This window comes from Pseudomonas sp. RIT-PI-q, from assembly GCF_001297125.1.
Lineage (GTDB): Bacteria > Pseudomonadota > Gammaproteobacteria > Pseudomonadales > Pseudomonadaceae > Aquipseudomonas.
Window position 1 is genome coordinate 172,151 of the sequence record NZ_LHPC01000051.1, and the last position, 19,315, is coordinate 191,465.

Consider the following 19,315-nt stretch of genomic DNA (forward strand, 5'->3'; position numbering starts at 1 on the left):
TAGGCGAACGCGGCTCGCGCGTTCGCCGGGTACAGCTTATCGCAACAGCTCGATGTGCAGGCCAGAGCCTTCGGCGCTGCCGGTTTCCATCCGCGCCGCACGTACGCCCTGCCCGATCAGTGCCTGACGCCAGGCTTCGGCCTTGGCCCCGGAAACACTGACCCGCAACGTGGTGTCCAGGTTCAAGCCACGAGAAATCAAACGCAGCCACATGTCGTCAGGATCGGCACTCAGTTTGGGAAAATCCAGTTCGCCGGTGCTTTTAAGCTCTCGCAACAGCGTCGCCGAGGTTGGCAGCACATCGCCCAGCGGCGCGGCGGCGTCGAACTGTTCGACATGCAGATAGGCTTTGCGATTGCCGCGAGTAATGCTGTAAAGCGCTACCAGCGTGTTGTCCTGCGGCGCGGCCAGTCGCAGCAGCAAGTAGGCCTGCTGATCGTCGGCGCCATAGAGCTTGGCGTTGCTGAATACTTCATTGGCCCACAGGCTGCTTTCGCCGCAATCACGGGCCTGGCACCAGAACAGCAACTGGGCGCCCTGCTTTTGCAGGGCTTCACGTGCAGCCGTGAAGGCTTCGGTGGAGGAATGTTCCGGCGGCAGCTCGTAGGTCACCGAAGTGGTTTGCCCACGGGCGCTGACCTGACCGTCGAAACGCAACTGGCCGCTGATCTTGCGGATCGAACCCAGCGGGTAGATCCGCTCGAGCTCGGCCACCGGGCGATAGTCGACGATCTGCGCATCGGCCATACGCGGCACGATCGGCAAGTCCTGACTGCCCGGGACATCGGCGGCAAACAACAAGGGACTGAAACAACACAGCGCCAGCAGACTGAGTGAACGCATGGATAGGCTCATCGGATCAGCATGGCCTGGGCACCCTTGACGACGCTGGCATCGTCGATGCGTTCGGGTATCAGCAAACCACGTTGTACCGCCGGGCGCGCCTCCATGGTTGCCATCCAGCGCTGCAAGGCCGGCAAGCCGTTCACCTCGACGCCGGACCACTCATGGCCACGCACCCACGGAAAAGTAGCGATGTCAGCAATGCTGTACTCACCGCCGAGAAACTCGACGTCTTGCAGACGGGTGTCGAGCACTTCGTAGAGGCGACGGGTTTCATGCTGATAGCGGTCGATGGCGCCCTGGAGCTTTTCCGGGAAATAGCGGAAAAACACATTGGCCTGGCCCTGCATCGGGCCGATGCCGCCCATCTGGAACATCAGCCACTGCAACACCACCGAACGCCCCTTGGGGTCGGCGGGCAACAGTTTGCCGGTCATTTCAGCGAGGTAAATCAGGATGGCGCCGGATTCGAACACGGCGAAATCGCCGTTGGCGCGGTCGACAATCGCCGGAATCCGGCCATTGGGATTGATCTTGAGGAAGTCCGCAGACTTCTGTTCCTTTTTGTCGAAACTCAAGGCGTGCACCGTGTAGGGCAGGCCGAGTTCCTCGAGCACGATAGAGACCTTGTGGCCATTCGGGGTCGCAGCGGTGTAGAGATCTATCATGGTTGTCTCCCATTTCAACCCGCCCAGCCTCGACAGTTGCCCGGCGCAAGTCAAGGAACGGCGAAGAACCGATTGAAACAGTCTGCGACAAGGTCGGCACCGGGCTCGTCATTCAGGTGCAAATGATGGCCGCCAGGCAGCTGTTCACGGCTAAAGGGTAGACGCTCCAGCAACTCAGGATGTTTGGCGAGCATGCCGTCGGCAGCGACCACCAATTTTGCCGGACAACAGACCCGCTGGACGAAGGCCATCGCCTGTTCAGTGGTCAGACGCAGCGGCGATGGCAGCGTGAGGCGGTTGTCGGTGCGCCAGGTGTAACCGCCCGGCACCGGCATCAAGCCGCGCTGGGCCAATAGTTCGGCGGCTTCGCGACTGACTGCCACCAGACCTTTCATGCGAGCTTCGATCGCGCGGTCGAGGGTGTTGTAGACCGGTTTGCGTTTTTCTCGCAGGTCCAGCTGCGCTTGCAGGGCCATGCCCATACGCTCGGCAGCGTTTTCGCCTTTGTCTGTAGGAGGAATGATGCCGTCGATCAACGCCAGATGCGTGACTCGCTCCGGCATCGACCCGGCGATGATCAAGGACGCGATCGCCCCCATGGAGTGCCCCATCAAGGCAAAACGCTTCAAGCCCAGCTGTTCGGCGACTTGCAGCACGTCATGGGCATAGTCCCACATCGCGTAACCGGCGCCGGTCGGCCGATGCCCGGAGTGACCGTGACCGGCCATGTCCAGCGCGATGATGCGCAAGCCTTTGAGCTTCGGCGCCAGCCGGGCAAAGCTGTTGGCGTTGTCCAGCCAGCCGTGTAAGGCGATCACCGGCAAACCGTCTTCAGGACCGAACAGATGCGCCGCCAATTCGATGTGCGGCAGGCTCAGGCGGACTTCTTCAACGACGTTGCTCATGCGCAATCCTGTTGGCGACGAACTTCCCAGCGGCTGAACAGATTCTTCAGCAGCGCGGCGGTGTCTTGTGGACGTTCGAGGGGAAACATGTGGCCGCCGGGCATGCTCAGGGACTCGCCCTGCGGCATGCGCCCGACGGAACTGGCGTGATGACGCATGACCACCCGACTCTTATGCCCGCGAACCACCGCCAGCGGCACTTTCAATTGCCCTGCGCGACCAGGACTGGTGTGCGGCACGCCACGGTAGATGCTGATCTCGGTGGCCGGGTCGAAGCGCAAGCGCAGCTTGTCGCCGACCTTGTGCAAACCGTGTTGCAGGTAGGCGTCGAAACAGTCAGGGTCGAAACCGCGAAACAGGGTTTTCCCGGCGAAATAGCGGCGGGCGCTGTCGATGTCGGCGAACTCTTCCCGACGCCCCAACGTACGCCCGGCGGGCGTCAACTTGTCGATGAAGCCAAAACGCTTGGCGGCGCGAATCACCCATTGATCGGCACGGGTCAGCACCGGCGAATCGAGCATCACCACCCCGCGATACAGCTCGGGGCAACGCAACGCCGCGTGCAGGTGCAGCACGCCGCCGAAGGAATGGCCGACGCCCCACACCGGTTCGGGTTGTTGCTTGAGGTGATGAATCAGCTCATCGACCAGGTTGTACCAGTTATCGTCCGCCGGGAAACGCGGATCGTGGGCGTGCTGCTGCAGATGCGCGACCTGATACTCGGGCGCCAGCGCCGCGAACAACTTGCCGTAGGTCCCTGAAGGAAAGCCATTGGCGTGGGCGAAAAATATCTGCTGCGACATACCGGTCGATCCATCAACGAAAACAAGGGTTGATTGTCCGTAAGACGAGGTCCTGGAGCAATGACCGTAACTGCCAGGAATGATGACAGTCCGGTCAGCGTGATACTGACCCGTGTAGCAGCTGGCGCAGCCTGCGTTCGGCTGCGAAGCAGTCGTAAAACCATACGCCGCGGAGTGTCAAAAAAACCGTGCATGCAGGATTTACGACTGCTGCGCAGCCGAACGCAGGCTGCGCCAGCTGCTACAGGGGATTGTGTTTAGCGGGTGGGGGGATTCTCACCCAGCGGCACCACTGCCATGGTGAGCCGCGACACACAACTGGCCTTGCCCTCGTCGCTGGTCAAACGGATATCCCAGACATGCGTGGTTCGGCCAATGTGAATCGGCTTGGCCACCGCCGTCACCCGTCCACTGCGCAAGCCGCGCAAATGGTTGGCGTTGATTTCCAGGCCCACGCAGTAGAACTTGCTGGCGTCGATGCACAGGTAACTGGCCATGGAGCCGACGGACTCCGCCAGCACCACCGAGGCGCCGCCGTGCAGCAAACCGTATGGCTGGTGCGTGCGGTGGTCGATGACCATGCTCGCGGTCAGGGACTCTTCGTCGAAGGCTTCAAAGCGAATATCCAGCACTTCGCCGATGGTGTTTTTCTGGATTGCGTTCAACTGCTCGATGTTGGGAGTGGTACGCCACAGACTCATCGTTGCTTTCCTTTGTCGGTTTTATTCGTGACTCAATCCTGCCACAGCACCGCTTCGCTGCGCTCGCTCCATTCTTCGAAGCGGGCGCCGTAAGTGGCTTCGATCACGTTGCGTTTGATTTTCAGGGTCGGGGTCAGGAAGCCGTTTTCCACCGCCCAACTGTCCTTGACCACCACCAGGCGCCGCAAGCGCTCGTGTTTGTCGAGCACGCCGTTGACCTCCTCCAGCAGTTTTTCCAGGCTTGAATGCAAACCCGCGCGAGCGGTTCCACCCGCGTCCTGCTGACCGACTGCCGAGAGCACGCACAGCCCCAGCGGCGCACTCAAACCATCGCCAACGACGCACACCTGTTCGATCCGCGAATGCACCGCCAGACGATTTTCGATCGGTGCCGGGGCCACGTACTTGCCTTTGCTGGTCTTGAAGATTTCCTTCAGGCGCCCGGTCAGGCGCAGATTGCCTTCGGCGTCTTCCTCGCCTTTGTCACCGGTGCGCAGGAAGCCGTCCTCGGTGATGGTTTCAGCGGTTTTCCCGGGCTCCTTGAAATAGCCAAGCATGGTCGCGCCGCTGCGCACCATGACTTCGCCCGACTCGGCGATTCGCACTTCAACTTCCGGGCAAGGCTTGCCGATCCAGCCGGGTTTGTTCTGGCCTGGCAGGCAAATGTGCGAATAGCCGCAGCTTTCGGTCATGCCATAAACTTCCAGCACATCCAGCCCCAACTTGCGATACCACAGCAGCAAGGTTTGCGGCACAGGCGCCGCACCGGACAAGGCAATGCGCAGGGCATCAAGCCCCAACCCAGCAAGAACTTTATGCCCTACCCGCTTGCCGATGATCGGCAAGCCGAGCAGGAAGTCGAGGCGTTTTGCCGGAATTTTGCTGTAGACGCCCATCTGGAACTTGGTCCAGATACGCGGCACACCGAACAGCGCGGTCGGTCGCGCGCGGCGCAAATCGGCGAGGAAGGTGTCGAGGCTCTCGGCAAAGAATACGGTTTGCCCGGTGTAGATCGACGCCAGTTCGACGAACATCCGCTCGGCGACGTGGCACAGCGGCAAGTAGGAAAGCAGCCGGTCCGACTCGTTGAGGCCAAACAACTGCGTGCCGCGTGTGGTGGCAAAGCCCAGATTACCGAAGCTGTGCATCACGCCTTTGGGCAGGCCGGTGGTGCCTGAAGTGTAGATGATGGTCGCCAGCTGATCGGCGCCGGGTTTGGGGTCGTCCTGGATCGGGGAACTATGTTGCAGATCGGCCCAGCTGAAGTCGAAGGTGCCCTGCGGATGCAACGGCAGGCTGATGGTGGGCAGATCCGGGTTGACCCCGCGCGACATGCCGGGCCAGTCATCGAGTTTGCCGATGAACGCCAGCGCCGCTTCGGAATGTTCAAGCACTTGGGCCACGGACTCGGCGGTGAGATTCGGGTACAGCGGCACCGAGACATGCCCGGCCATCCAGATTGCCAGGTCGGCGATGATCCAGTGGGCGCAGTTTTTCGAGATCAGGGCGATGTGGCTGCCTTGCGGCAGTTCGCGCGCTCGCAGCCAGTGCGCAGCGCAACGGGCCTGATGGCCGACGTCGGCCCAGGTCAGGGGCCCGACCTGTCCACCGCCCACCGGCTGGACCAGAAAGCGCTGGCGCGGATGACGGGCCTCACGCTCGTAGAAGACGTCCAGCGGCAAACGAAAAGCAGCAGGCATGCGACTCGCTCCTTTGTTTTTGGTCTGGAGCAAGCGTAGTCAACCAAGCAGTTGCTTGGTTAATTATTTTGGGGTGTAACCGGACACCTGTAGGAGCGAGGCTTGCCCGCGAAGCTGTTGGCGCCCTCAAGGACGCCTTCGCGGGCAAGCCTCGCTCCTACATGAGCTGCGTTTAAGGGTGTTTGATGCCGTTGAGTTTCATGCCCCCGGCCAGCGGCAAGTCACCTTCCAGCTCGGCGAGGCCGGCGGTTTTCACTGCTTCCGGGTCCTGCACATGGCCGTGCTGTAGATAACCCAGCAGATTACCTACCAGCGGGTTATGACTGACCAACAGTGCGTGATCGACAGACACCAACTGCTCCGCCACCGCTTGCGGGCGGTTGTCGGGAGTCAGCCACTCGACGGTGCGAATATCCGGCTGGAAGCCCAGCGCTTCCCGCACCAGCTGCGCGGTCTCCTGCGCTCGCAGGAAAGGACTGGCATAGATCGCGGTAAGCGGCTTACCGATCAACACAGCGGCGGTACGTAGCACTTCTTCACGACCATGGGCCGTCAGCGCCCGCTCGGAATCAGGACGCGTACCGTGTGGCTCAGCTTCACCATGACGTAATACCCAGAGTTTCATAGTTTCGGTTCCTCATCTCGGGCCGGATGCGGGGCTGGCGCCACAACGTGCGGCGCTTCACCTTCCGGTGTACGCGGCGTCGGCCAGTCGGCGAACGGCCAGGGTTTCTGGTCGCTGTGAAACGTGCCGAAACGACCGATCTGCGCCAGAAACTGGCTCAGGCTGTCGCCGAAGTTCATCAGGCTGGCGCTTGGGGCGCCATAGAACAAACGATAGATCAACTGCACCAGCACCACCGCGCCGAGGATAAATTGCGCCACTTGCCAGACCAGCAAGAAGACAATCATCCACAACACCCGTAGCAGGATGGATTCGTACCTGGCTTCCACTTTCGGATCGTTCATGTCTCGCTCCCTGCCTCTGTAGATCGGTCGGCTGTGAATAAATTCAGTTGAAACCACTGGTGGAAATAAAGTCGACATCGGTTTTCGGTTCGCCACGCATCAACAACTCAATCACCTGATTAAGCGTGCGCCCTTCGAACAGGATCGCGTGCAGCCCGGCGACCAGCGGCATATACACGCCCACTTCCTGGGCCTTGGCCTTGAGCACCTTGAGGGTATTCACCCCTTCGGCGACTTCACCCAGGCGCGTGACGGCATCTTCCAGGCTCAAGCCCTGGCCGAGGGCGAACCCGACCTGGTAGTTACGGCTTTTCGGCGACGAGCAGGTGACGATCAGATCGCCCACGCCCGCCAGCCCAAGGAAGGTCATCGGATTGGCGCCCTGATTCACCGCAAAGCGCGTCATTTCCGCCAGCGCCCGGGTGATCAGCATGCTCTTGGTGTTTTCGCCCATGCCCAGTGCCACCGCCATGCCGGCGATGATCGCGTAGACGTTCTTCAACGCTCCGCCCAACTCCACGCCGAAGCGGTCGGCGCTGGCGTACACGCGAAAAGTGCGGCCATGCAGCGCTTCCTGCACGCGCACGCACAGCTCTTCGTCTTCGCTGGCCACCACCGTGGCGGTCAGCGCGTGTTCGGCGATTTCACGGGCCAGGTTCGGCCCGGACAGCACACCGATGCGCGCTTGCGGGGCGATCTCTTCGAGGATCTCGCTCATCAGCTTGAACGTATGGGCTTCGATGCCTTTGGTCAGGCTCACCAGCAATTTGCCGGTCAAGCGTTCGGCATGCGGCACCAGTACCGAGCGCAGCGCGCTGGACGGCAGTGCGACAAAGCACAAATCGCAGGCGTCCAGGGTCGCTTGCAGGTCGGTGACCGGTTCCACGGCCGGCAGAATCTTGATGCCTTTGAGGTAACGCGGGTTCTCGCGATTGACCCGAATGGACTCGGCCTGTTCAGGGTCACGCATCCACTGTCGGACCTGATGCCCGTTCTCGGCCAGCAGATTAGCCACGGCGGTACCAAAACTTCCGCCTCCCAGGACCGCAATTGGGCGCTGTTCAGTCATATGCAATCCGTTAATCCATACCAGTGGCGATGTCGGCATTATACGGAGCGGCCCAGTGGCGGCCAGCCCCAGCATCAATTACCGGCACTTGTATGAAGAAGACCAATAAATCCGAGGAAAATGCCGGCATCGTGACTGGAAAACTCCATCAGCTCAGTTAACATGCGCGCCAGTTAAACGCTATCAAGGATGTGTTGTGTCTTTTGGCTCTCCCTCACCTCGCTCGCCGCTGGTACTGGCGCTGATCTTCAGCCCGCCATTGCTGGCCGACGACTTGTTCCTCGACAGTGAGCCCGTGCCACAAGTGCTGACCGCTACGCGATTGAAGCAGTCGCCAGCCGCCGTGCCGGGGAGCATGACGGTGATCGACAGCGCACTGATCAATGCCAGTGGCGCCCGGGACATCAGTGAGTTGCTGCGCCTGGTGCCGGGAATGATGGTCGGCAATATCAACGGCAATCAGGCGACAGTGAATTACCACGGCACCAACGCCAGCGAAGCGCGACGCATGCAAGTGTTGATCGACGGCCGCTCGGTGTACCGCGCCGGCCTGGCCACGGTGGACTGGAGTGATATTCCGGTGGCCATGGAAGACATCGAGCGCATTGAAGTTTTCCGCGGCCCGAACACCGTCAGCTATGGCGCCAATGCGCTGATGGCGGTGGTCAACATCATCACGCGTAACCCGGCCGACAGCCACGGCACGCGGATGAAAGTCACCCGTGGGCAGCGCGGCATCAACGACTTTTACGCCAGCCAGGGCGTGGGTTGGAACGGTGGCGACCTGCGCCTGTCGCTGTCAGGTCAACAGGACGATGGCTTCGACTCGGATCGCAACGGCGACGATTATCACGACGGTCGCCGTTTGAATCGCTTCAACCTCGCCGTCAGCCAGACGCTCGACGAACAACAGAGCATCGATTGGCAATTGAATGCCAAGGACGGGACCAACCAGCGGCCTTATACCTACCGCCCGGTGTTCTCGGGGATTACCGATGCCGGGGACAATTCCGACGCCATCTCCAAGGACTACGCCGGTTCCTTGCGCTGGAATCTCGACATCAATCCCGATCACAGTCTGTATATCCAGGGTTCGGCCCAACATTGGGATCGCCAGCAAACCTGGCGCGCCTGCGATGCCGAGGTGTCGTTCAGCCCGCAGCTGACCGAACTCTGGCAGCTCAATCCGAACTACACCGAACGCCTGGCCCGCAATATCGAACGCTTCATTGGGCCTGGCGCCCCGACAGGGACTCCGGCCGAACAGGCACTGGCCAATCAGGTCCTGAGCCAATGGCAAAACGGTGCCCGGCAAACCCTCTGCGGCGACATCGACCAGAGCACCCGCGAAACGCGCTACGACCTCGAATTGCAGGACACCCTCAGCTTGTCCGACAGTCTGCGGCTGGTCAGCGGCATGAACTATCGTTACGACCGGGCAGATTCCGAGACCTACTTCAATGGCACCCTCGACGATACCACCTGGCGCGCGTTCGGCCAGCTCGAGTGGCGCGCCACCGAGCACTGGTTGCTGCAGGGCGGTGCGATGTTCGAAGACTCGCAATTGATCGGCAGCTCGCTGACCCCGCGGGTGGCGGTCAACTACCTGATCAATCCGCGCCATGGTCTGCGGGCGGTGTACTCGGAAGCCATCCGTTCGCCGGACATGTTCGAAAACAACGTCAACTGGAGCTACCAGGTAACCAACCTGCGGCCCAGCGCCTATGGCCAGTCCAGTGCCCGCTACTTCGTCAAGACCCGCGGTCCCGGCGACCTCGAACAGGAACACATGCGTTCACGGGAACTGGGCTACAACGGCTACTTCGCCGAGGCAGGACTGGCGGTCGATGTGAAGCTGTTCTACGACGAAATTACCGGCATGATCAGTGAACCGCTGCGCAACAATCAGTACATTGCCAGTAATTCGAACAAATCGCGCTTCTCCGGGGCGGAAACCCAAATGGACTGGAGAATCGGCAGCGCCGATCGCCTGCGCCTGACCTACGCCTACGTCGACGCCGAGGCGAGCAATCCACTGGACGCGCAACAGACCGCCCGTAACAGCGGCTCCGCCGGTTGGCTACGTGACTGGGGGCATGGCTGGAACAGCGCCTTCTTCTACTATGGCGACGACGCTCTCAACGGCTACCGCTTCGAACGGGTCGACACACGCATCGCCAAACGCATCGGCCTGGGCAAGGCCAACCTGGAACTGGCCGGTGTGCTCCAGCAACGCCTCGACAATCAGCCCACCACGTTCGTCGACAACAACTACGACGAGCGTCGGGTGCTTTATTTCAGCGCGGAGCTGGTGTTCTAGGATGCGGCATTGTCCGTCGCGCAAGACGCCAATCCTTGGCCGCCTGCTGGCCGGGTTGTGCCTGGTATTTGCCGGTTTGTTGTCCGGCCTGCCGGCAAGGGCCGCGGACATTTTGCTGATCGGTGCCGAAGACAGCCCGGCCGTGCAATCCTTTGCCCAAGCCCTGCGCGAAATGCGCCTCGACGACAACGTGCGCTTCCAGGCACTGACCCATTTACCTGCGCCGAACAAACTGCCTGACAGCACCCGCTTGATTCTCCTCGATTTGCCAAGCCTCGACTGGCGCCTGCAAGACGCCCAAGGCCCGGCGACGCTGGTGTTGCGCATCAGTCGCCTGCAAGCCCGCCAGCGCCTCGGCACCACCCAGCCACCGCATCTGAGCCTGCTCTGGAGCGATCAGCCCCTGGACCGGCAATTGCGCCTGACCCGAATCCTCCTGCCTCAGGCCAGGCGAATCGGTGTGCTCTACGACGGCCACAGTGAGTTCCTCTTGAAAGAGCTGCGCCAGGCCGCCCTGCCCCTGGGCCTTGAAGTCATCACCGAGCGCTGGGACGACACCAACGACAGCCGCCCATTGCAGAGCCTGCTGAAAAACAGCGATGCGCTGCTGGGCCTCGACGATCCCGACCTGTACAACCCCAAGACCGCGAAAAACCTGCTGCTCAGCAGTTATGCCCGGCAACTGGCGCTGATCGGCCCGAACGCCGGGTTCGTCAAGGCCGGCAGCCTGGCCAGCACCTACAGCGATCAGAGTGATTGGCTGGAGATTCTCGACGACCTGCTCGACCGGCCACCGGCGACATGGCCACGCGCACATTACCCGCAACATTTCAAAGTCTTGAGCAACCCGCAAGTGGCGCGTTCATTGGGGATTGAACAGATGCCTGATGCGTTTGTCGCAACACAGTTGGCCGCAGGAGAAAGCCGCCCATGACTTTCCGTCGTCGCTGGGACATCAACACCCGCACGCAAATCATCAGCCTCGGCCCTGCCCTCTTGCTGACGCTGCTGTTGATCAGCTTCTTCACCTTCGTGCGGATCCAGGACCTGCGCCAGGAGCTCAACCACACCGGCCAACTGATCGCCAACCAACTGGCACCGGCCACCGAGTACGGGGTGATCTCGGGCAACAACGAGGTGCTCGAAAGTTTGCTCAAGGCCACCCTGGCCACGCCCAATGTGCGGTTTCTGGAAGTGCAGGACAGCGCCAACCGGATTCTGGTGTACGTCGAGCAACCGTCGGAAACCCACACCCGCTCGCACCAGGTCGAAGTGTTCCAGGCGCCGGTGAGGTTGCAGCGGATCCAGTTGCACAATGATTTTTTCCAGGGCGGCAAAGTCGCCAACACGGCGCCCGCCGAGGATTATCTGGGGCGGGTGATCGTCGGGCTGTCGAATGACGCGTTCAGCCAGCGCCAACAGGAAATCCTGCTCAAGGCCGGGATCCTCGCGTTGTTCGCTTTGTTATTTACTTTTCTGGTCGCCCGGCGCCTGGCGGGGAGTCTGTCGCAACCGATCCGCGACATCGGCAACGCAGTGAAGGCAATTCAGGACGGCGACTACAAAACGCCACTGCCGATCGTCGACGACGCCGAGCTGGGTGCGCTGTCGCAACACATCAACAATCTCGCCAGCGGCCTCGAACAGGCCAGCCGCGAACAGCACCAGGCAATGGCGCAGTTGATCCAGACACGCGAAGAAGCGGAAAAGGCCAACAACGCCAAGTCCGATTTCCTCGCGATGATGAGCCATGAATTACGCACGCCGATGAATGGCGTGCTGGGCATGCTGCAACTGCTCGAAACCACCGAGATGACCGAAGAGCAGGTCGAATACGCGGCGCTCGCCTCGGAGTCCACCGAACACCTGCTGAAAGTGATCAACGACATTCTCGATTTCTCGCGCATCGAGCGTTCGGAACTGGAGCTGGAGCACATTCCGTTCAACCTCGTCGACCTGATCAGCAGCTGCGCCCATTCATTCCAGCACAGCGCCGTGCAACGCAAGCTCGACCTGGCACTGCTGATTCCCGACGACATGCACGCGCTGCAAGTCCAGGGCGACCCGACGAGAATTCGACAGATCCTGGTGAACCTGGTCGGCAACGCACTGAAATTCACCGAAAAGGGCCGCGTCAGCATCGAACCGCAGTGGCAGTCGCTGGACCACGAACTCTTGTGGTTCACCTGCACCGTGCGCGACAGCGGGATCGGGATCTCGGCCGAAAGCCTGGAATTGATGTTCAACGCGTTCCAGCAAGCCGACAGTTCTATTTCAAGGCGTTACGGCGGCACCGGGCTGGGCCTGCCGATTGCTCGCACGCTGGCTGAACGCATGGGCGGCACGTTGCGCGCCCAAAGCGAAGAAGGACGCGGCTCGGTGTTCACCCTGGAAATTCCGCTGGCGCTGTATAAACAGACGCTGCCGGTGCTGGTGCCGCGCTCACAGACTGGCAACGGTAATGACGAAGGTGAAGGCCGCAACGTGCTGCTGGTGGAGGATAATCCGGTCAACCAGACGGTCATCGAAGCAATGTTGCGTAGTCTGGGCTTTACTGTCAGCGTCGCCACCGATGGCGCGCAGGCGGTGCGCAGTGCCGAGAGTCTGATTTTCGAAGCGATTCTGATGGACTGCCGACTGCCGATCATCGACGGCTACGAGGCCACCCGACAGATCCGCCAATTGCCCGGCTGCACGGACTTGCCGATCATCGCCTTGACCGCCAATGCCTTGCAGGGCGACCGCGAAGCCTGTTTATCGGCGGGCATGAACGATTACCTGGCCAAGCCCTTCAAACGTACTGATCTGCAGCAAATTCTGCAGCGCTGGGTGCAGTAGTACAGGCCTTTCGGCTATCTGTGACTGGCGTGAAAGGCGAAAGTGCGGCAGTCTTAGGCACCCGAACAGGCCCGAAAAGGGGCTTGAATAATAATTTCAGTGCACAAGTGTACATTCATGTCCTTGGTGCTGTGACTTTCACCACAACGCAATAGTCTATGAGTAGGCTGCAGACTCGAGGCATGAACGCTTCGATCGGCCGGGAAGATTTGCCCCACCTGCCGCATGGGACTATTGAGGAGCTCGCATGACCAAACAAAACGCCTTTACTCGGGAAGACCTGCTGCGCTGCAGTCGCGGTGAGCTGTTCGGCCCAGGTAACGCGCAACTGCCCGCCCCCAACATGCTGATGGTTGATCGCATCACCCACATCAGTGAAGAGGGTGGCAAGTACGGCAAGGGTGAATTGGTCGCCGAGCTGGATATCACTCCGGACCTGTGGTTCTTCGCCTGCCACTTCGAAGGTGATCCGGTGATGCCGGGCTGCCTGGGCCTCGACGCCATGTGGCAACTGGTCGGCTTCTTCCTCGGCTGGCAAGGTCTGCCGGGCCGCGGTCGCGCCCTGGGTTCGGGCGAAGTGAAGTTCTTTGGTCAGGTCCTGCCGACCGCCAAGAAAGTTACGTATAACATTCAAATCAAGCGCGTCCTCAAAGGCAAACTGAACCTCGCTATCGCCGATGGTTCGGTCAGTGTCGACGGCCGCGAAATCTACACCGCCGAAGGCCTTCGGGTCGGCGTGTTCACCTCCACTGAAAACTTCTAAGGGTTATCCGCATGCGCCGCGTCGTTATCACTGGTCTGGGCATCGTTTCGTGCCTGGGCAATGACAAAGAGACCGTCTCCGCTAACCTGCGTGCAAGCCGCCCTGGCATCCGGTTCAACCCGGAATATGCTGAAATGGGTCTGCGTAGCCAGGTTTCCGGCTCCATTGACCTGCCACTCGAAGAGCTGATCGATCGCAAGATCTATCGCTTCGTCGGCCACGCGGCGGCTTACGCCTACCTGGCCATGAAAGACGCCATCACTGACTCCGGTCTGACCGATGAGCAAGTCTCCAACCCGCGTACCGGCCTGATCGCCGGTTCCGGTGGTGCCTCCACGCTGAACCAGATGGAAGCGCTGGACATCCTGCGCGAGAAAGGCGTGAAACGCGTCGGCCCATACCGTGTAACGCGGACCATGAGCAGCACCGTTTCCGCTTGCCTGGCCACCCCGTTCAAGATCAAGGGCCTGAACTACTCCATCGCTTCTGCCTGCGCCACCAGTGCTCACTGCATCGGTACTGCCATGGAACAGATCCAGATGGGCAAGCAGGACATCGTGTTCGCCGGCGGCGGTGAAGAAGAACATTGGAGCCAGTCGTTCCTGTTCGACGCCATGGGCGCCCTGTCCAGCCAGTACAACGAAACCCCGGAAAAAGCTTCCCGTGCCTACGACGCCAAGCGTGACGGTTTCGTCATTGCCGGCGGTGGCGGCATGGTCGTGGTCGAAGAGCTGGAACACGCTCTGGCTCGCGGCGCGAAGATCTACGCGGAAATCGTTGGCTACGGCGCGACCTCCGACGGCTACGACATGGTCGCTCCAAGCGGCGAAGGCGCCATCCGCTGCATGCAGATGGCCATGTCCACCGTTGATTCCCCGATCGACTACCTGAACACCCACGGCACTTCGACTCCGGTCGGCGACGTCGCGGAAATGAAAGGTGTGCGTGAAGTATTCGGCGACAAGGCTCCGGCCATCAGCTCCACCAAGAGCCTGTCGGGTCACTCCCTGGGCGCCGCCGGCGTTCACGAAGCGATCTACTGCATGCTGATGATGGAAGGCAACTTCATGGCGGGCTCCGCCAACATCGACGAACTGGACCCGGAAGTGGCTGACATGCCAATCCTGACCAAGACTCGCGAAGACGCCACCATCAACACCGTGATGAGCAACAGCTTCGGTTTCGGTGGCACCAACGCCACGCTGGTACTGAAGCGCTGGGCCGGTAAGTAATACCCCGCCCTTCTAAGCCGCACACAAAAACGCCCCGACTGGTTCGGGGCGTTTTTTTATGCGCCGAAAAAAATCGGGCCAAACACAAATCCTGTGGGAGCTGGCTTGCCTGCGATGACGTCGGCACAGCCGATATTGATGTTGCCTGACACTCCGCTATCGCAGGCAAGCCAGCTCCCACAGGGTTTGTGGTGTTCGATAAATCGGGGTCGAATCACTGTTTTTTTGCGTCGCGAACATGAAGCTTTTGTCATGAAACTCAGAGGCCTGCGACCAAATGCCGCGCATCTAGCGGGCTGCAGGACTTTTTCTGATTTTGCAAAAGTCCGTTACCAAACTCAGTCGTTTACATAGCAAGCTAACCAAACATATAACAGAGGCCTGCACACGCCTTGCTGCAGATAACAGAGATTGGAGCTAGCAGATGACTGTAAAAGTAACTGAACGCGACGATTCACATAAGTCCCACGAAGGCGTAGCCGCCGGTATCCGGATCTGGGACGTGCACCAACAAGGTATGTTGGTGGGGATGTTTCACTCCGAGACCGACGCCCACAGCTACAAGGCCGAACTGGAAAAACTGGAGCAGCAACGAGAGCTCCAATCCGCCTGAGCAATGACAGCATTGAAAACGACAAACCCCGCCATGAGCGGGGTTTGTCGTTGTTGCAGCCCTAAAGGCTTACCACATCAGATCGTCAGGGATCTGATAGGCCGCATACGGATCGTCTTCGGTAGCGACTTCTTCAGTCTTCACATTCAGCTGCACGATGCGCTGCGGATCGCGCTCCTGGATCTTCAGGGCGGCCTCACGGGGAATCACTTCGTAGCCACCAGCGTGGTGCACGATCGCCAGCGAACCGTTGCTGAGCTTGTTGCGCATCAGCGTGTTGACCGAGATGCGCTTGACCTTCTTGTCGTCGACGAAGTTGTAGTAGTCCTCGGTCGTCAGCTTCGGCAGGCGCGAGACTTCGATCAATTGCTTGACCTGGGCTGCACGTGCCTTCGCCTCGGCCTTCTCCTGCTGCTGACGGTTTAGCTCCTGGTCGCGCTTGACCTTCTCGGCCATGGCTTCCTGAGCGGCACGCTGCTGGGAGTCATCGAGTTCGATCTGGCCTTTGTGAGCCAGGCGCTGTTGTTTCTGTTTCTCTTTGCCGACCTGTTTGGCCTGCTTTTGGTTGACCAGCCCTGCTTTGAGCAACTGGTCGCGAAGGGAAATGCTCATGGTGCTTATTTCTCACTTAGGCAACTGCTCAACCGCAGCTGGGCAAATTCTTTTCCTGACGTTTGGCTTCGCCCCACAGGGCGTCCAACTCTTCGAGGGTGCAATCTTCTATGGGACGGTGGGTGTCGCGCAATGCCTGTTCGATAAAACGGAAGCGTCTTTCGAACTTGCTGTTGGCGCCGCGCAATGCAGTTTCCGGGTCGACCTTCAGATGCCGCGCCAGATTGACCACCGAAAACAGCAGGTCACCGACTTCATCGGCAATCGCCGCCGAGTCGTTATCGGCCATGGCTTCGAGCACTTCATCGAGCTCTTCGCGGACCTTGTCCAGCACCGGCAACGCGTCCGGCCAGTCGAAACCGACCTGCCCTGCGCGCTTCTGCAACTTCGCCGAACGGGACAACGCCGGCAATGCGGCGGGCACGTCGTCGAGCAAGGACAGCTGTTCGGGCGCCGACGATTTCTCGGCGCGCTCTTCGGCCTTGATCTCCTCCCAGCGTTGTTTGACCTGTTCTTCACTCAGTCGCGGGATATCCAGCGGCGCGTACAGGTCGCCGGTGGGGAACACGTGAGGATGACGGCGAATCAACTTGCGGGTGATGCTGTCGACGACGCCATCGAATTCAAAGCGCCCTTCTTCCCGCGCCAACTGGCTGTAATAAACCACTTGGAACAGTAGATCACCCAACTCACCCTGCAAGTGATCGAAGTCGCCGCGCTCAATGGCATCGGCGACTTCGTAGGCTTCCTCGAGGGTGTGCGGGACGATGGTTTCGTAGGTTTGCTTGATGTCCCAGGGGCAACCGAACTGCGGGTCGCGCAGGCGGTTCATCAGGTGCAGCAAGTCTTCAAGGCTGTACATCAAATATCTCGTTCGGCATCGGTGCCCTTGTAGGAGCGAGGCTTGCCCGCGAAGACGGTGTGTCAGGTATATCGCCTTCGCGGGCAAGCCTCGCTCCTACAGGGGTCGGGATCATGGTGTGCGGTTACGCCGGGTTTCGATGATGTTCGGCAACTGGGAAATACGCCCCAGCAACCGGCCCAGTGCATCCAGCCCCGGAATCTCGATGGTCAGGGACATCAACGCAGTGTTGTCCTCTTTGTTCGAGCGGGTGTTGACCGCCAGCACGTTGATCCGCTCGTTGAGCAGCACCTGGGACACGTCACGCAGCAATCCGGACCGGTCGTAGGCACGGATGATGATGTCCACCGGATAGGTGAGCACCGGCACCGGCCCCCAGCTGACCTGGATGATCCGCTCCGGCTCACGCCCGCCCAGTTGCAGCACCGAGGCGCAGTCCTGGCGGTGAATGCTCACGCCACGACCCTGGGTGATGTAACCGACGATTGCATCCCCCGGCAACGGCTGGCAGCAGCCGGCCATCTGGGTCATCAGGTTGCCGACGCCCTGGATCTGGATATCGCCGCGCTTGCCCGGTTTGTAGCCGGTGGCCTTGCGCGGAATCAGTTCCAGTTGTTCGTTGCCGCGTTCCGGCTCGACCAGTTGCTGCGCCAGGTTCACCAATTGCGCCAGGCGCAAATCACCGGCACCAAGCGCGGCGAACATGTCCTCGGCAGTTTTCATGTTGGCTTTTTCGGCCAGCTTGTCGAAATCGACGGCTGGCAGACCGAGGCGAGTCAGCTCGCGTTCGAGCAAGGTTTTACCGGCCGCGACGTTTTGATCGCGGGCCTGCAATTTAAACCAGTGAACAATCTTCGCCCGCGCTCGCGAGGTGGTGACGTAACCCAGGTTCGAGTTCAGCCAGTCGCGGCTCGGGGTGCCGTGCTTGCTGGTGATGATCTCGACCTGCTCACCGGTTTGCAGGCTGTAGTTGAGCGGCACAATGCGCCCGTTGATCTTCGCGCCACGGCAGTTGTGACCGATTTCGGTGTGCACGCGGTAGGCGAAGTCCAGCGGTGTTGCGCCTTTGGGCAAGTCAATGGCGTGACCGTCCGGGGTGAAGATGTACACCCGATCCGGTTCGATATCGACCCGCAACTGTTCAGCCAGGCCGCCGATATCACCCAACTCTTCATGCCACTCGAGGACCTGACGCAGCCAGGAGATTTTCTCTTCGTAGTGGTTGGAACCGGATTTGACGTCGGTGCCTTTGTACTTCCAGTGCGCGCAAACACCCAGCTCGGCTTCTTCGTGCATGGCGTGGGTGCGGATCTGCACTTCCAGCACTTTGCCTTCGGGGCCGATCACTGCGGTGTGCAGCGAGCGGTAGCCGTTCTCTTTCGGGTTGGCGATGTAGTCGTCGAACTCTTTCGGGATGTGCCGCCACAGGGTGTGGACGATACCGAGCGCGGTGTAGCAATCGCGCATTTCCGGCACCAGCACGCGAACGGCGCGCACGTCGTAGATCTGGCTGAACTCCAGACCCTTGCGCTGCATTTTGCGCCAGATCGAATAGATGTGTTTGGCCCGGCCGCTGATGTCGGCATCGACGCCGGTAGCGGTCAGCTCGTTCTTCAACTGGCCCATCACATCGGCGATGAAACGCTCGCGATCCAGTCGCCGCTCGTGGAGCAATTTGGCGATCTGCTTGTACTGATCGGGCTCCAGGTAACGGAAGGACAAGTCCTCCAGCTCCCACTTGATGTGACCGATCCCGAGACGGTGAGCCAGCGGCGCGTAGATGTCGAAGACTTCACGGGCGACGCGGTTGCGTTTCTCGTCGTCGGCGGTTTTCACCGCACGGATCGCACAGGTGCGTTCGGCCAGTTTGATCAGCGCGACGCGCACGTCGTCGACCATGGCCACGAGCATCTTGCGCAGGTTTTCCACCTGGCCCTGAGTGCCCAGCACCAGGGATTGACGGGGGCTCAGGCTGGCGCTGATCGCCGCCATGCGCAACACGCCGTCGATGAGCTTGGCGACCACCGGACCGAAGCGCTGGCTGACCGCCGGCAATTCGATCTGGCCTTCGCGCACGCCGCGGTACAAGACCGCCGCAACCAACGAATCCTGATCGAGTTTGAGATCGGCGAGTATCTCGGCGATCTCAAGGCCCGTGCGGAAACTCGAGGTCCCTTCGGACCATAGATTCTTCGCCGCATTGGCCTGTTGTTCAGACACACGAGCGAACTCGCATGCTTCCTTCAAGGCTTCGCGATCCAGTGCCAGATCGACACTGACCGCGTGATCGAGCCAAGCCTCGAGATTGATACTGCCGTCGGTGTTGATCGGCTGGTGTGCTCTCACCTGTACCATCTTGCTTACCTTCCCTACGACGCAGATTCAATGCGTCAAAATCGCTGACCTTCGTTGCCCAT

General features: G+C 60.4%; 18 protein-coding genes. 6 read left to right on the top strand and 12 right to left on the bottom strand.

Annotated features, from left to right (window positions below; translation table 11 throughout):
• Positions 1-36 precede the first annotated feature (36 nt).
• The 9 genes from AEQ67_RS27495 to AEQ67_RS27535 form a co-directional block, all read right to left on the bottom strand.
• On the bottom strand, positions 37-843 hold the full coding sequence (locus tag AEQ67_RS27495; protein WP_059406905.1) for a DUF4892 domain-containing protein: 807 nt from the start codon (positions 841-843) through the stop codon (positions 37-39).
• Positions 844-851: 8 nt separating this feature from the next.
• Entirely contained in the window at positions 852-1,511 is a 660-nt protein-coding gene (locus tag AEQ67_RS27500; RefSeq protein ID WP_059406906.1) for a glutathione S-transferase family protein, read from the bottom strand.
• A gap of 50 nt (positions 1,512-1,561) precedes the next feature.
• A complete protein-coding gene (locus AEQ67_RS27505; protein ID WP_059406907.1) occupies positions 1,562-2,416 on the bottom strand; it encodes an alpha/beta hydrolase in 855 nt (284 codons plus the stop codon).
• A complete protein-coding gene (locus AEQ67_RS27510; protein ID WP_059406908.1) occupies positions 2,413-3,219 on the bottom strand; it encodes an alpha/beta fold hydrolase in 807 nt (268 codons plus the stop codon). The genes AEQ67_RS27505 and AEQ67_RS27510 overlap by 4 nt, the downstream gene beginning before the upstream one ends.
• 257 nt (positions 3,220-3,476) lie before the next feature.
• Complete coding sequence (locus tag AEQ67_RS27515) at positions 3,477-3,920, bottom strand: hotdog fold thioesterase (RefSeq protein ID WP_059406909.1); 444 nt, start codon at positions 3,918-3,920, stop codon at positions 3,477-3,479.
• A gap of 32 nt (positions 3,921-3,952) precedes the next feature.
• Positions 3,953-5,620: an AMP-binding protein gene (locus tag AEQ67_RS27520; RefSeq protein WP_059406910.1), complete on the bottom strand. Its 1,668-nt coding sequence runs from the start codon at positions 5,618-5,620 to the stop codon at positions 3,953-3,955.
• Between the two features lie 172 nt (positions 5,621-5,792).
• Positions 5,793-6,245, bottom strand: coding sequence for a phosphohistidine phosphatase SixA (gene sixA, locus AEQ67_RS27525; RefSeq protein WP_059406911.1), 453 nt, complete (start codon positions 6,243-6,245; stop codon positions 5,793-5,795).
• Positions 6,242-6,589, bottom strand: a complete 348-nt coding sequence (locus AEQ67_RS27530) for a DUF4389 domain-containing protein (RefSeq protein WP_059406912.1) — start codon at positions 6,587-6,589, stop codon at positions 6,242-6,244. The genes sixA and AEQ67_RS27530 overlap by 4 nt, the downstream gene beginning before the upstream one ends.
• A 43-nt stretch (positions 6,590-6,632) precedes the next feature.
• Positions 6,633-7,658, bottom strand: coding sequence for an NAD(P)H-dependent glycerol-3-phosphate dehydrogenase (locus tag AEQ67_RS27535; RefSeq protein WP_059406913.1), 1,026 nt, complete (start codon positions 7,656-7,658; stop codon positions 6,633-6,635).
• 196 nt (positions 7,659-7,854) lie between these two features.
• Between AEQ67_RS27535 and AEQ67_RS27540 the strand changes: the two genes are divergently transcribed.
• The 6 genes from AEQ67_RS27540 to AEQ67_RS27565 all read left to right on the top strand — a co-directional run bounded on the left by AEQ67_RS27540 (position 7,855) and on the right by AEQ67_RS27565 (position 15,424).
• On the top strand, positions 7,855-9,978 hold the full coding sequence (locus AEQ67_RS27540; RefSeq protein ID WP_059406914.1) for a TonB-dependent receptor plug domain-containing protein: 2,124 nt from the start codon (positions 7,855-7,857) through the stop codon (positions 9,976-9,978).
• Position 9,979: 1 nt separating this feature from the next.
• Positions 9,980-10,912, top strand: coding sequence for an ABC transporter substrate-binding protein (locus tag AEQ67_RS27545; RefSeq protein ID WP_059406915.1), 933 nt, complete (start codon positions 9,980-9,982; stop codon positions 10,910-10,912).
• On the top strand, positions 10,909-12,816 hold the full coding sequence (locus tag AEQ67_RS27550) for an ATP-binding protein (RefSeq protein ID WP_059406916.1): 1,908 nt from the start codon (positions 10,909-10,911) through the stop codon (positions 12,814-12,816). The genes AEQ67_RS27545 and AEQ67_RS27550 overlap by 4 nt, the downstream gene beginning before the upstream one ends.
• 247 nt (positions 12,817-13,063) lie before the next feature.
• Positions 13,064-13,579 carry a 3-hydroxyacyl-[acyl-carrier-protein] dehydratase FabA gene (gene fabA / locus AEQ67_RS27555; protein ID WP_042560484.1) on the top strand — a complete coding sequence of 172 codons (516 nt, stop codon included), beginning with the start codon at positions 13,064-13,066 and terminating at the stop codon, positions 13,577-13,579.
• 11 nt (positions 13,580-13,590) lie between these two features.
• Positions 13,591-14,811, top strand: a complete 1,221-nt coding sequence (fabB, locus tag AEQ67_RS27560; protein ID WP_059406917.1) for a beta-ketoacyl-ACP synthase I — start codon at positions 13,591-13,593, stop codon at positions 14,809-14,811.
• A 424-nt stretch (positions 14,812-15,235) separates the two neighbouring features.
• Entirely contained in the window at positions 15,236-15,424 is a 189-nt protein-coding gene (locus AEQ67_RS27565) for a hypothetical protein (protein ID WP_059406918.1), read from the top strand.
• 69 nt (positions 15,425-15,493) lie between these two features.
• Here AEQ67_RS27565 and AEQ67_RS27570 read toward each other — a convergent pair whose 3' ends face one another.
• The 3 genes from AEQ67_RS27570 to relA all read right to left on the bottom strand — a co-directional run bounded on the left by AEQ67_RS27570 (position 15,494) and on the right by relA (position 19,253).
• Positions 15,494-16,036: a DUF2058 domain-containing protein gene (locus AEQ67_RS27570; RefSeq protein ID WP_059406919.1), complete on the bottom strand. Its 543-nt coding sequence runs from the start codon at positions 16,034-16,036 to the stop codon at positions 15,494-15,496.
• Between the two features lie 28 nt (positions 16,037-16,064).
• Positions 16,065-16,898, bottom strand: a complete 834-nt coding sequence (mazG, locus tag AEQ67_RS27575; RefSeq protein ID WP_059406920.1) for a nucleoside triphosphate pyrophosphohydrolase — start codon at positions 16,896-16,898, stop codon at positions 16,065-16,067.
• 111 nt (positions 16,899-17,009) lie between these two features.
• A complete protein-coding gene (gene relA / locus AEQ67_RS27580) occupies positions 17,010-19,253 on the bottom strand; it encodes a GTP diphosphokinase (protein WP_059406921.1) in 2,244 nt (747 codons plus the stop codon).
• Between the last annotated feature and the right edge of the window lie 62 nt (positions 19,254-19,315).